Annotated in this window: 11 protein-coding genes; 5 read left to right on the top strand and 6 right to left on the bottom strand. The window is 60.9% G+C overall.

What is annotated here, in order from left to right:
• Positions 1–50: 50 nt before the first annotated feature.
• Complete coding sequence (thiS, locus tag RT21_RS03260; protein ID WP_046161832.1) at positions 51–251, bottom strand: sulfur carrier protein ThiS; 201 nt, start codon at positions 249–251, stop codon at positions 51–53.
• Positions 252–355: 104 nt separating this feature from the next.
• A complete protein-coding gene (locus RT21_RS03255; RefSeq protein WP_045423664.1) occupies positions 356–730 on the bottom strand; it encodes a DUF423 domain-containing protein in 375 nt (124 codons plus the stop codon).
• Between the two features lie 71 nt (positions 731–801).
• Between RT21_RS03255 and mtgA the strand changes: the two genes are divergently transcribed.
• Together mtgA and RT21_RS03245 are read left to right on the top strand one after the other, a co-directional pair.
• A complete protein-coding gene (mtgA, locus tag RT21_RS03250) occupies positions 802–1512 on the top strand; it encodes a monofunctional biosynthetic peptidoglycan transglycosylase (RefSeq protein WP_046161592.1) in 711 nt (236 codons plus the stop codon).
• Positions 1513–1742: 230 nt separating this feature from the next.
• Positions 1743–4295 carry a hybrid sensor histidine kinase/response regulator gene (locus RT21_RS03245; RefSeq protein WP_046161591.1) on the top strand — a complete coding sequence of 851 codons (2553 nt, stop codon included), beginning with the start codon at positions 1743–1745 and terminating at the stop codon, positions 4293–4295.
• Positions 4296–4405: 110 nt separating this feature from the next.
• Here RT21_RS03245 and rpoH read toward each other — a convergent pair whose 3' ends face one another.
• From rpoH to ftsY, 4 genes are all read right to left on the bottom strand, one after another.
• On the bottom strand, positions 4406–5260 hold the full coding sequence (rpoH, locus tag RT21_RS03240) for an RNA polymerase sigma factor RpoH (protein ID WP_045423658.1): 855 nt from the start codon (positions 5258–5260) through the stop codon (positions 4406–4408).
• A 107-nt stretch (positions 5261–5367) separates the two neighbouring features.
• Positions 5368–6378: a permease-like cell division protein FtsX gene (gene ftsX, locus RT21_RS03235; protein ID WP_046161590.1), complete on the bottom strand. Its 1011-nt coding sequence runs from the start codon at positions 6376–6378 to the stop codon at positions 5368–5370.
• The gene (gene ftsE, locus RT21_RS03230; RefSeq protein WP_045423654.1) at positions 6375–7046 is read right to left on the bottom strand and encodes a cell division ATP-binding protein FtsE; all 672 of its coding nucleotides are present in this window, start codon (positions 7044–7046) and stop codon (positions 6375–6377) included. The genes ftsX and ftsE overlap by 4 nt, the downstream gene beginning before the upstream one ends.
• A complete protein-coding gene (gene ftsY, locus RT21_RS03225) occupies positions 7043–8383 on the bottom strand; it encodes a signal recognition particle-docking protein FtsY (RefSeq protein WP_046161589.1) in 1341 nt (446 codons plus the stop codon). The genes ftsE and ftsY overlap by 4 nt, the downstream gene beginning before the upstream one ends.
• A gap of 239 nt (positions 8384–8622) precedes the next feature.
• Here ftsY and RT21_RS03220 point away from each other — a divergent pair, with 239 nt between their 5' ends.
• Genes RT21_RS03220 through rsmD form a run of 3 tightly spaced genes read left to right on the top strand, consistent with a single transcriptional unit; the run spans position 8623 to position 12117 of the window.
• Positions 8623–9975: a M16 family metallopeptidase gene (locus tag RT21_RS03220; RefSeq protein WP_046161588.1), complete on the top strand. Its 1353-nt coding sequence runs from the start codon at positions 8623–8625 to the stop codon at positions 9973–9975.
• The gene (locus RT21_RS03215; protein ID WP_046161587.1) at positions 9968–11518 is read left to right on the top strand and encodes a M16 family metallopeptidase; all 1551 of its coding nucleotides are present in this window, start codon (positions 9968–9970) and stop codon (positions 11516–11518) included. Before RT21_RS03220 ends, RT21_RS03215 begins: the two co-directional genes overlap by 8 nt.
• Complete coding sequence (gene rsmD, locus RT21_RS03210) at positions 11518–12117, top strand: 16S rRNA (guanine(966)-N(2))-methyltransferase RsmD (RefSeq protein WP_046161586.1); 600 nt, start codon at positions 11518–11520, stop codon at positions 12115–12117. Before RT21_RS03215 ends, rsmD begins: the two co-directional genes overlap by 1 nt.
• Positions 12118–12123: the final 6 nt, after the last annotated feature.

Genomic DNA, 12123 nt, shown 5'->3' with positions numbered 1-12123 from the left:
CGAAAAGTACGCTGCTGCACGGGCGGCGTCCGGGAATATCGATTTGTGGCTCAGCCACCGCCAATGGCATGCACGATTTCGATCTGATCGCCTTCGACCAGAACCGTCGCGGCATGTTGGCTGCGTGGCACGATGTCGCGGTTGAGTTCGACCGCTAGCCGGCGCCCGGTCAGCTCCAAGCGCTGCAGCAGATCAGCCACCGACTGGCCGTCCGGGAGCTCATAGCGCTCACCGTTCAACTGGATATGCATAGTGATCGCCACCATTGCAAAAGGGCCAGCATTCTAGCCCGATCGACTCGGTCCACCAAGGCAACAGCTGCCACCATTCATCTCCACCCGGACCGCTCCGTCAATCAGCCACGCAGATTCCAGGCGGCCAGCATCAGACAGATCCAGCCGGCCAGGAACGCCGTGCCGCCAATCGGAGTGATAATGCCAAGCTTGCCGACACCGGTCAGGGTCAGCAGGTAGAGACTGCCGGAGAACAGCAGGACACCCAGCGTAAACAAGCTGCCTGCTGCGACCAGCAGACGGCTCGGCGCATGCAACGCCAGCAAGGCGATGCCGAATAATGCCAGCGCGTGGATCAGTTGATAGTGCACGCCGGTCTGAAACACAGCGAGATAGTCAGCAGCCAGGCGGCTCTTCAAACCATGGGCTGCGAACGCGCCGAGGGCGACACCGGTCAAGCCGAAGAATCCGGCGAGCATAAGAAACGGGCGAATCATTCGGGGGCCTTCCGGTCAGGGACTGTATGCACCGTTATAATGCCCGTTCTCCCAGGTTGCGACCACGCCCCATGCTTCGAGCCCTGCTACGCCGACTGACCAAACTGCTGCTATGGCTGACGGCACTGTCCGTCCTGCTGGTGCTGGTGCTGCGCTGGGTGCCGCCGCCCTTCACTGCGCTGATGGTTGAACGCAAGGTCGAATCCTGGACCGGCGGTGAAAGCATTGACCTGCAACGCAACTGGCGGCCTTGGAAAGAACTGCCGGACGACTTGAAGATGTCGGTCATCGCAGCCGAAGACCAGAAGTTCGCCGATCATTGGGGTTTCGATGTTGCGGCAATTCGAGCTGCATTCGAGCATAACGAACGTGGCGGCTCGCTGCGTGGCGCCAGCACTCTGAGCCAGCAGGTGGCGAAGAACCTGTTTCTCTGGTCGGGGCGTAGCTGGCTGCGCAAGGGCCTTGAAGTCTGGTTCACCGGCTGGATCGAGCTGCTCTGGCCGAAACAACGGATTCTGGAGGTCTACCTGAACAGTGTCGAATGGGGCAATGGGATATTCGGTGCCGAAGCAGCTGCACAACATCACTTTGGGATTGGCGCACCCTACCTATCCGTCAATCAGGCTAGCCAGCTGGCCGCTGTACTGCCTAACCCTCGGGAGTGGGATGCCGGCCAACCCGGTCCGCACGTGCGCAGTCGCGCCGCCTGGATTCGAAAGCAGGTGAGGCAATTGGGCGGCAGCGGTTACCTGAACAAACTACAGGCGAGCGAGGCACGCTGAAGGCAAACCGGAACGATACGGCGACGGGTCGGCTCCAGCACCTCAGCGCCCTCTCACACGCAAGATCACTAGCCGGTACGCTCTGTCGGGGCGTTATGGCAGTGCGCCATCTCAGCGAGTAAGCTGCGATGAATATGTGGCGAATGCCGGGCCACAATCCGCATGTAAGGGCGGTCGCCAGACAGGCGTCTGATATTCTCGCCACTCGTCACTAACGCACGGCAGGCAGCATGAGCGAAACCAGTGCACCTTTCGGCAAGGTGCGGCAGTTCTTTCACTGGCGTAACAGCATCGCCTGGCTTGTACTGGCGTTAGCGCTGTTGGTACAGCTTGCGCTTCTCAATCATCTTCAGATGAAAGAAGAGCGGGCCGCGCTCAAGCAGTTCGACTTGCTGGTGAACACGACCATTGAAGCCATTCAAAAACGCATGACCGACCACGAGCAGATTCTGCTCGGAGCAGCCGGGCTGTTCGACGCCGCCGGAGAGGTATCGCGAGAACAATGGCGTGAATACAACGACCGGCTGCAATTGGCCGAACGCTACCCGGGCATTCAAGGTGTCGGTTTTGCCAAGGCCCTATTGCCGTCGGACCTCGAAGCGCATGTGCAGAACATCCGGGCTGAGGGATATAGCGACTACGATGTCTACCCGCAAGCGGCGGACCGCTCGCTCTATACGCCAATCGTCTTCCTCGAGCCCTTCCGTGATCGCAACCTGGCCGCTTTCGGCTTTGACATGTTCTCCGAGCCGGTTCGCCGACAGGCCATGCTCAGCGCTGCCGAAACTGGAACCACCCAGATTACCGGGAAAGTGACGTTACGCCAGGAAACCCACGGCAAGGTACAAGCAGGCGTCCTCATGTACGTGCCGCTGTACAGTGATGGGGAGCCGTTAACTGCCGTGACACAACGCCTGCAAGCGCTAAAGGGCTTCGTCTACAGCCCTTATCGGCTCGACGACCTGATGCGGGGCATTCTCGGCGCAGCCAATCCGAACCTCAGCTTGCGCATTTACGCAGGCGATACCGAGCAAACCGAGCAGCTTATCTTTGCCAGTCGAGATGCACCTATGGCCGGGCAAGCCCAGTACAGCAAGGAAGTGCAGCTGGGTCTTTATGGCCAGACATGGACGCTGCGCCTGGAGAGTCGGCCGGCCTTCGAGCAGTTCTTTCACACCAACAAAGGGCTGATAGCGGGCCTTGGTACTGGCCTGAGCGCACTATTGTTCCTCCTGACGTTTTCGTTGTCGCTCAGACGCCGCCGTGCTGAGGCGCTGGCCCAGCAGATGACCGAAGACATCCGGGAAAACAAACGTGCCCTTCAGCTCAGTGAAGAGCGCCTAAGCCTTGCGCTCAAAGGCAGCAATGACGGGCTGTGGGACATGAACCTGGATGCCGGGACCTTCTATGCATCGCCGCGCGCCTGGCACATGCTCGGCTACCGTCCCGGCGAGCTCAGTTCGGATCTCAAGCTCTGGGAGCGACTCGTCGTAGCCGAGGACCTGCCTCAAGCGCGGACCCAGCTGGCCCGGACCATGCTCTCCCCAGTCGATCACTTCACCACCGAGCTACGCCTGCAGCATAAAAGCGGCAAAATCACGCCTGTGCTGATCCGCGGCTACATTCAGCGCGACCGCAACGGCCAGCCGCTGCGCATTAGCGGCACCAGCATGGACCTGACCGAACACAAGCGCATCGAACAGATGAAAGACGAGTTCGTCTCGACGGTAAGCCATGAGCTGCGCACCCCGCTGACATCCATCAGCGGCGCCTTGGGCCTGATCACCGGCGGCGCTCTGGGCGAGGCACCTCCCGCCATCCAGCAGATGCTCGAAATCGCGCACCGCAACAGTTTGCGGTTGGGTTACCTGATCAATGACCTGTTGGACATGGAAAAAATCACCGCAGGCAAGATGACCTTCGATATGCGCGAGCACTCGCTGCGCCAACTGCTGGATGAGGCGCTGACCAGCAACCAGGCTTTCGCCTCGCATTTCGGGGTGAGCTGCATACTCCGCGACCCGATCAATGTGCACGTATGGGTCGACGGGTTGCGCCTGCAGCAGGTGCTGAGCAACTTTCTATCGAACGCCATCAAGTACACGCCGGAAGGTGGCCAGGTCACGCTGCATTGCAGCCAGCCCAATGCCGGCCATGTTCGCATCAGCGTCACCGATCAGGGGCCGGGCATCCCGCCAAGTTTCCAGAACCGTGTATTCGAGAAATTTGCTCAAGCGGATGCGTCCGACAGTCGCCAGAAAGGGGGCACCGGCCTGGGGCTTGCCATCACCAAGGAATTCATCGAGCGGATGGGCGGTCGTGTCGGCTTTGATACAGCCGAGGGCCAAGGCACAACGTTCTGGTGTGAGCTGCCCATAGTCGAATCGGCCACTGTGGCGCCAGACCAGGGCCAGCCTCGCCTACTGGTAATCGAAGACGAGCCGGACACCGGCCGGTTACTGTTGCTGATGCTACGCGATGCCGGTTACGCGGTTGACCGCGTTCAGAGTCTGCACGCGGCACGAGGCAAGCTTGCCAGTACCCGCTACGAGGCGATGACACTCGATTTGCATTTGCCCGACGGCAGCGGACGTGAGCTGATTGACGAAGTACGCAGCAACCCTGGCACGCGAGATCTGCCGATCATCGTGATATCGGCCGCCAGCCATTTCGAGCAGAACGCTGAAGACACGAGCATCACCTGGCTACACAAACCCATCAGCGCGGCACAACTGCTGATCGCTCTGACCGACACTTTGGAGCATTCCAAGCATTGCCGCTAATCCCGGCGATCATCCAGCTGCAGTCACCCTTCGCCGGCCAACGGCATAAAAAAAGGCGCTGCAGTTGCAGCGCCTTTGGGCTCTGGACTAGAAAGCTCAGGCTTCGGCTATCAAGCCTGGATTGAACCCTTGAGTTTGTTCATCGCATTCTTTTCAAGCTGACGAATCCGCTCCGCAGAAACCCCATACTTGGCGGCGAGGTCATGCAGCGTCGCTTTGGTATCACTCAGCCAACGCTGCTGGAGGATATCGCGGCTACGCTCATCCAGCGTGTCCAGCGCCTCGTGCAGATTCGTATTTGAGTTATCGCTCCAGTCGGCATCTTCGAGCTGCCGCGCCGGGTCGTAACGATGATCTTCGAGATAATGCGCTGGCGACTGGTAGGCGCTGTCATCATCCGCGTCGGCAGATGGATCGAAAGCCATGTCATGCCCGGTGAGACGGCTTTCCATCTCGCGGACTTCGCGCGCCTCAACGCCGAGGCTGTCGGCAACCCGCTCGACCTCGTCATTGTTCAGCCAGGCCAGACGCTTCTTCTGACTACGCAGATTGAAGAACAGCTTGCGTTGCGCTTTGGTCGTGGCAACTTTTACGATGCGCCAGTTGCGCAGGATGAACTCGTGGATTTCGGCCTTGATCCAATGCACGGCAAAGGAAACCAAGCGCACGCCCATTTCAGGGTTGAAGCGCTTAACCGCCTTCATCAGGCCGACATTGCCTTCCTGAATCAGATCGGCCTGTGCCAGACCATAGCCGGAATAACTACGGGCGATATGCACAACGAAACGCAGGTGGGCCAGCACCATCTGACGGGCGGCCTCGAGGTCCTGTTGGTAGAACAGACGCCCGGCCAAGTCGCGTTCCTGCTCGACCGTGAGCAGCGGAATGCTGTTGACCGTCTGCACATAGGCCTCGAGATTGCCTCCCGGGACCAGGGCTTGAACAGGTTGGAGATTAGATGTCATGCAGGTCCTCCAAAAATGAAGCTGCAGCAGTTTAGCACTGCCGCATGAGACTGCAAGCCTGTGGAAAAGTTTCCTTACAGCTACCTAAAGCCATATATATCAACAGGTTAGCGCGGTGAAAGCTCGTTCAAATGCCTCGCAACGGCAAGCCAAGCGCCTATGTAACCCAGCAGCACGGCTCCAAGCACAAGGGACAACCCATCGTCGGCTGGTACGCCCGCCAAGCCAAAATCACTGCCATACAAGCCAGCCAAGCCAATGACCGCCTCGTTCAACCAGCCGAGCCCATAGGCGAGCAAGCCCCAGGCAATCAGGCCCGCTCCCAGCCCGTACAACGCACCCATGTAGAGAAACGGGCGCCGCACATAGCCGTCGGTTCCGCCGACCAGTTTGACCACCTCAATCTCGGTGCGGCGGTTTTCGATGTGCAGGCGGATGGTATTACCAATCACCAGTAGCAGCGTGGCGATCAGCAACAGGCTAAGGCCGAACACGAACCGATCACCCAGTTTGAGAATAGCGGTCAGCCGTTCGACCCATAGCAGGTCCAACTGGGCCTGCTCGACCCCGGGCAAATCCGACAAGCGTTGGCGCAGCGCCTCGAGGTTATCGCGATCAACTTCGCTAGGCGTCACCAGGATCACACCGGGCAACGGGTTTTCCGGCAGTTCTCGCAAGGCCTCGCCAAGCCCCGACAGCTGCTGAAATTCCTCCAGCGCCTGTTCTCGACTGATCCAGCTGGCTTCGGACACGTCCGGCATCGCCAGGATCTGCTCGCGAAGCGCTTGCCCCTGCGTCGCATCCACATCCAGCTGCATGAACAGCGAAATCTGGGCTGCCCGCTGCCAGGAGCCACCGAGCCGCTCGACATTGTCCAGCAACAGCGCCAAGCCCATCGGCAAGCTCAACGCGACCGCCATGACCAGACAGGTAAAAAAGCTACCGATCGGTTGTTTGATCAGCCTGCCGACACTATCGACCACGCTGGCCCGGTGGCTTTCCACCCAGGCATGAAACAAGGCTTTGAAGTCCGGTTCGTCGCTTCTGGGCTGCTCGGGCTTGTTGCGTACACCGCCCGCGCGTTCAGCTGGGTTCGGGTTCTGCTCGGGTGCGCTCATCGGGTGGCCTCTCCATCGCCGATCAATCGACCACGCTGCAGTGTGAGCATGCGATGACGCATACGGGCGATCAGCGCCAGATCGTGGCTGGCAATCAGCACGGTGGTACCGAGACGGTTGATATCTTCGAATACACCCATGATTTCGGCTGCCAGCCGCGGATCAAGGTTACCGGTCGGCTCGTCAGCAAGCAGCAACGCCGGGCGGTGCACCACGGCGCGGGCGATGCCGACGCGCTGCTGCTGGCCCGTAGAGAGATCGGAAGGGTATTGCAGTGCTTTGTCCTTGAGACTGACACGCTCCAGCGCGGTCATCACGCGCTGGCCGATTTCACGCTTGTTCAAACCGAGGATTTGCAAGGGCAATGCGGCGTTGTCGAACACGGTGCGATCAAACAGCAGCTGATGGTTCTGGAATACCACACCGATCTGCCGGCGGAGAAAGGGAATCTGCGCATTGCTGATTCGCGATAGGTCCTGGCCGGCCAACAGCAGCTTGCCACTGCTAGGTCTTTCCATCGCTAGCAGCAAGCGTAACAAGGTGCTCTTGCCCGCTCCGGAGTGACCGGTGACGAAGAGGAACTCACCGCGCTTCACGTGAAAGGAAAGTTCGTGCAATCCGACGTGGCCGTTGGGATAGCGCTTGCCCACCTGTTCGAAACGAATCATGACGAGGCTCCGCCCGTCCCTTTCTCGGCGAACAGCGCGTTGACGAAGGCATCCGCCTCGAAGGTCCGCAGATCATCGATGCCTTCACCGACCCCGATATAGCGGATCGGGGTGCCGAACTGCTTGGCCAGCGCAAAGATCACACCGCCTTTGGCGGTACCATCGAGTTTGGTCAGCGCCAGGCCTGTCAGCTCGACCGACTGATTGAACTGTTTGGTCTGGTTGATAGCGTTCTGACCGGTTCCCGCGTCGAGCACCAGCAGCACTTCGTGCGGCGCCGTATCGTCGAGCTTGCCCATCACGCGACGGACCTTTTTCAGCTCCTCCATCAAATTGTCCTTCGTATGCAGGCGCCCGGCGGTATCCGCGATGAGCACGTCAATGCCTCGGGCCTTGGCAGCCTGCACTGCATCGAAGATCACCGAAGCGGAATCCGCCCCCGTGTGCTGAGCGATCACCGCGATGTTGTTGCGCTCACCCCAGATCTGCAGCTGCTCGACTGCAGCCGCACGGAACGTATCGCCTGCGGCCAGCATGACCTTCTTGCCTTCGAGCTGTAGCTTCTTCGCCAGTTTGCCGATGGTCGTGGTCTTGCCAACGCCGTTGACACCTACCACGAGGATCACGAACGGCTGCTTGCTGCTGTCGATCAGCAACGGTTGCTCGACAGGCTTGAGCAAGCTGGCCAGTTCTTCTTGCAAAGCCTTGTACAACGCGCCGCTGTCGGCCAGCTCCTTGCGCGAGACCCGGCGCGCCAGGTTCTGCATGATGGCGGTGGTGGCCTCTACGCCAACATCCGCGGTCAGCAGACGGGTTTCCAGTTCGTCGAGCAGGTCATCATCGATGGCCTTCTTGCCCAGAAACAGACTGGCCATACCTTCGCCAATGCTGGCGCTGGTCTTGGACAAGCCTTGTTTGAGCCGGGCAAAGAAGCCCAATTTGGCGGGCGCTTCTTGTACGGCCGGTGCTGGTGCAGGTTCGACGGCAATCTCAGCGAGGATTGGCGACTCGGGCACTTCCTGAGGATGAACAAGCTCCGGCGCTGGCTCGGGCTCTGCCTCCGGCTCAATCTGCAATTCAGCGTCCGGTTTAACGTGCGCAGCCTCGGGCTCCGCTTGGGTAGCCTCAGGCTCAGAACGCAAGGGCTCTTCGGCCGTCTCTACCTCGTCGGGCAAGGCCGTATCGGGCTCATCGGCGAACGGCTGGCTGTCTTCCAGCGGCTCGGCAGGCGGCGGCTCGGCCGCTGGGGTCTGCGGCTTCTTGCGAAACCAGCCAAACAAGCCTTTCTTCTCGCCAGCCTCGGCCGGCGCCTTCTTATCGTCGTTGGAACCAAACATGGAGAAGATTTTCTCAAGAGGGCGATACGCCGGCGGCCATGCCACCAGCCAGACGGGCGCTATCCTAGCACTGCGCATCGGCCTGCGCTAAGCGTGGCCATCCGCCCAGTCATCTGCATTGGCAAAGCGAGCTTTATATGCCTTTGCCCTGACACAAGGGCACCAGTACCATGGCCCGCGTGTCCTCACCAGCCGGCATTGTCGCGGGCGGGATCGATCACTGAACGAGCCTTTCTCCTATGTCTTTGATGCTACGCCGCGCCGCAGCCCTGCTACTCGGCACGTTATACCTTCCGCTGGCGATGGCTGCCGAAGCTCAGCCCACCCACGAGTTCTTCCTGGATAACGGCCTTAAGGTGATCGTACGCGAGGACCACCGGGCGCCGATTGTGGTCTCCCAGCTCTGGTACAAGGTCGGCTCCAGCTATGAGTCACCGGGGCAGACAGGCCTGTCCCACGCGCTCGAACACATGATGTTCAAGGGTAGCCGCAAGCTTGGCCCGGGCGAGGCCTCTCGCATCCTCCGTGAACTGGGCGCTGAGGAAAATGCATTCACCAGCGACGATTACACCGCTTATTACCAGGTCCTGGCGCGCGATCGCCTGGCCGTGGCGTTCGAATTGGAAGCCGATCGCCTGGCAAGCCTCAAGTTGCCGCCTGAAGAATTCGAGCGCGAAATCGAAGTCATCATGGAAGAGCGCCGGCTGCGCACCGATGACAAGCCCAGCGCGCTGGCCTTCGAGCGCTTCGAGGCCATGGCCTACCCTGCCAGCGGCTATCACATCCCGACCATTGGCTGGATGGCCGACCTCAAGCGGATGACCATCGAGGATCTGCGCACTTGGTACGAGCGCTGGTACGCGCCCAACAATGCGACCCTGGTAGTGGTCGGTGACGTCACGGTGGACGAAGTCCGGACCTTGGCCGAACGCTACTTCGGGCCAATCCAGAAACAGGAAGTGCCGAACGCCAAGCGTCCCCTGGAACTGGACGAGCCCGGCGAACGCCGACTGCGCCTGCATGTGCAGACTCAGGTACCCAGCCTGATCATGGCCTTCAACACACCGAGTCTGGCCACCAGCGAGGAGCCGAGTCAGATCCATGCGCTGCGGCTGATCAGCGCGCTGCTCGACGGCGGCTACAGCGCACGCCTGCCCCAGCAGCTTGAGCGCGGCGAGGAGCTGGTGACCAGCGCCTCAGCTTGGTACAACGCCTACGCCCGCGGCGACACACTGTTTGTTCTGAGTGCTGCACCAAACATGCAGAAAGGCCGAACGCTGGAAGAAGTCGAGGCGGGGCTCTGGAAGCAGCTGGAAAAGCTCAAGCAAACCGCGCCGTCCACCGATGAGCTGGAGCGGGTCCGCGCGCAGGTTATCGCCGGATTGGTCTACGAGCGCGACTCCATTACCCAGCAGGCCACCACCATCGGCCAATTGGAAACCGTTGGCCTCTCCTGGCGGCTGATGGACGAGGAGCTCAGCGCTCTGGAAGCCGTTACCCCAGAGGACATTCAGGAAGCCGCCCGTACCTATTTCACCCGCTCTCGCCTGAGCGTTGCCCATGTTCTACCCGAGGAGTCCAGCGATGAGTGATCGCCACCTGTTGCGTCGCGGCCTGCTCGGCCTGGCGTTGGCGTCCTGCCTCGGCCTGGCCGCCTGCACAGAAGAAGCCAGCGACGCCGCCGCATCGATTCCGGTTCCCACCGAGGAAACCGTCGCCACACCGTCCGAATCCGGACAGGCGATCGCCAAAGAGGCTGAAGAAGCTGAAGCAGCCAGCACTCAGCTCGAGTCCTTGACTGAGCTCGGCGACAAACCGTTGGCCCGGCGCGAATTGGACATCCAGAGCTGGCAGACCGACGGCGGCGCCAAGGTGCTGTTCGTCGAGGCGCACCAGCTGCCCATGTTCGACCTGCGCCTGACCTTTGCCGCCGGCAGCAGCCATGATGATGGGGTGCCCGGCACGGCAATGCTGACCAATGCCATGCTCAATGAGGGCGTCGAGGGCAAGGACGTCACCGCTATCGCCGAGGGCTTCGAAGGCCTTGGCGCGAATTTTGGCAACGGTTCCTACCGCGACATGGCTGTCGCCAGCCTGCGCAGCCTCAGCGAGGCTGACAAGCGCGAGCAAGCGCTACAGCTGTTCAGCCAGGTCGTGGGCAAACCGACCTTTCCCGAAGACTCGTTGCAGCGAATCAAGAACCAGGTCCTGGCCGGCTTCGAATTCCAGAAACAGAACCCGGGCAAGCTGGCCAGCCTCGAACTATTCGAGCAGCTGTATGGCGATCACCCCTATGCCCACTCCAGCGAAGGTACGCCCGAGTCGATCCCAGGCATCAGCGTCGCGGAGCTGCGCGCGTTTCATCAAAAAGGTTACACGGCCGGTAACGCAGTGATCGCGCTGGTTGGCGACCTCAGCCGCGAGGAGGCCGAAGCCATCGCCGCGCAGGTTTCCGCAGCGTTGCCTCAGGGCCCAGCCTTGCCGCCTCCACCCTCGCCAAGCGAGCCAACCGCCGGCACCCAGCACATCGAGTTCCCCTCCAACCAGACTCATCTGATGCTGGCGCAGCTGGGGATTCCGCGTGGCCATCCGGATTACGCCGCGCTGTATCTAGGTAACCAGATCCTCGGCGGCGGTGGCTTCGGCACTCGCCTGATGGAGGAAATCCGCGAAAAGCGCGGCCTGACCTACGGTGTCTATTCAGGCTTCAGCCCGATGCAAGTGGCTGGTCCCTTCATGATCAACCTGCAGACCCGCGCCGAGCTGGCTGAAGGTACGCTGGAGCTGCTTCAACGACTGGTTGCCGACTTCCTGCAGAACGGCCCGACCAACGCTGAGCTTGAGCGCAGCAAACGCGAAGTCGCCGGCAGCTTTCCGCTGTCCACGGCCAGCAACAGTGACATCGTCGGTCAGCTGGGCAGCATCGGCTTCTATGACCTGCCACTGACCTACCTTGAAGACTTCATGCAACAGGTCCAGGCGCTGTCGGTCGAAGACGTCAAGGCTGCGATGAACAAGCATCTGAGCCCGGATGACTTCGTGATCGTCACCGCGGGCCCGCAGGTTGAGCAGAAGCCGCTGCCACCGCCCAGCACGAAGCCCCTCGAACAACCCAGCAGCGTTCCGGAGCATTGATGGCCAAGCCACCCGTCCGTCCCTCCGCCCATGGGGGCCAGGGCCAGCTGCGTATCATCGGCGGTGAGTGGCGCAGCCGACGCTTCGGTTTTCCCGACGCCGATGGCCTGCGACCGACCCCTGATCGCGTCCGCGAAACGCTGTTCAACTGGCTCGCGCCGTACCTCTCAGGCGCGCGAGTGCTCGACCCCTTCACCGGAAGTGGTGCGCTCTACCTTGAAGCCCTCTCGCGCGGCGCCAGCATGGCACTCGCACTGGATGTGAATGCCAATGCCATTGCCAACCTGCGCAAGCATCTGGACACGCTCAAGTGCGGCCAGGGCCAGTTGCTGCAAAGCGACGCCCTGCGCTATCTCGAAACCCAGAACCCAACCCCATTCGACTTGGTGTTTCTGGACCCGCCGTTCAACAAGAACCTGCTGCAGCCCACCTGCGAGCTGCTTGAAAACAGGGGCTGGCTGGCTAAGCATGCCTGGGTCTATACCGAGAGCGAAGCTGCCCCCTCCAGTCTTGGCCTACCTGCCAACTGGCGCCTGCACCGTGAAAAGCAGGCGGGCAAAGTGAACTATGCGTTGTGGGAGCGCAGCGGCGCAGACTAAGCCTCA

Origin of the sequence: Pseudomonas sp. 10B238, from assembly GCF_000970615.1 — a bacterium.
Taxonomy (GTDB): Bacteria; Pseudomonadota; Gammaproteobacteria; order Pseudomonadales; family Pseudomonadaceae; genus Stutzerimonas.
Note: the sequence above shows the minus strand (reverse complement) of the source record. Positions and strands in the feature narration are given on the sequence as shown.

What these genes read in the sequence shown, in the direction of transcription:
- rsmD (WP_046161586.1), top strand. Translation starts at nt 11,518, where the DNA reads ATGGCCAAGCCACCCGTCCGTCCCTCCGCCCATGGGGGCCAGGGCCAG.
- rpoH (WP_045423658.1), bottom strand. Translation starts at nt 5,260, where the DNA reads ATGACATCTAATCTCCAACCTGTTCAAGCCCTGGTCCCGGGAGGCAAT.
- RT21_RS03245 (WP_046161591.1), top strand. Translation starts at nt 1,743, where the DNA reads ATGAGCGAAACCAGTGCACCTTTCGGCAAGGTGCGGCAGTTCTTTCAC.
- ftsE (WP_045423654.1), bottom strand. Translation starts at nt 7,046, where the DNA reads ATGATTCGTTTCGAACAGGTGGGCAAGCGCTATCCCAACGGCCACGTC.
- RT21_RS03255 (WP_045423664.1), bottom strand. Translation starts at nt 730, where the DNA reads ATGATTCGCCCGTTTCTTATGCTCGCCGGATTCTTCGGCTTGACCGGT.
- mtgA (WP_046161592.1), top strand. Translation starts at nt 802, where the DNA reads ATGCTTCGAGCCCTGCTACGCCGACTGACCAAACTGCTGCTATGGCTG.
- RT21_RS03220 (WP_046161588.1), top strand. Translation starts at nt 8,623, where the DNA reads ATGTCTTTGATGCTACGCCGCGCCGCAGCCCTGCTACTCGGCACGTTA.
- RT21_RS03215 (WP_046161587.1), top strand. Translation starts at nt 9,968, where the DNA reads ATGAGTGATCGCCACCTGTTGCGTCGCGGCCTGCTCGGCCTGGCGTTG.
- ftsX (WP_046161590.1), bottom strand. Translation starts at nt 6,378, where the DNA reads ATGAGCGCACCCGAGCAGAACCCGAACCCAGCTGAACGCGCGGGCGGT.
- thiS (WP_046161832.1), bottom strand. Translation starts at nt 251, where the DNA reads ATGCATATCCAGTTGAACGGTGAGCGCTATGAGCTCCCGGACGGCCAG.
- ftsY (WP_046161589.1), bottom strand. Translation starts at nt 8,383, where the DNA reads ATGTTTGGTTCCAACGACGATAAGAAGGCGCCGGCCGAGGCTGGCGAG.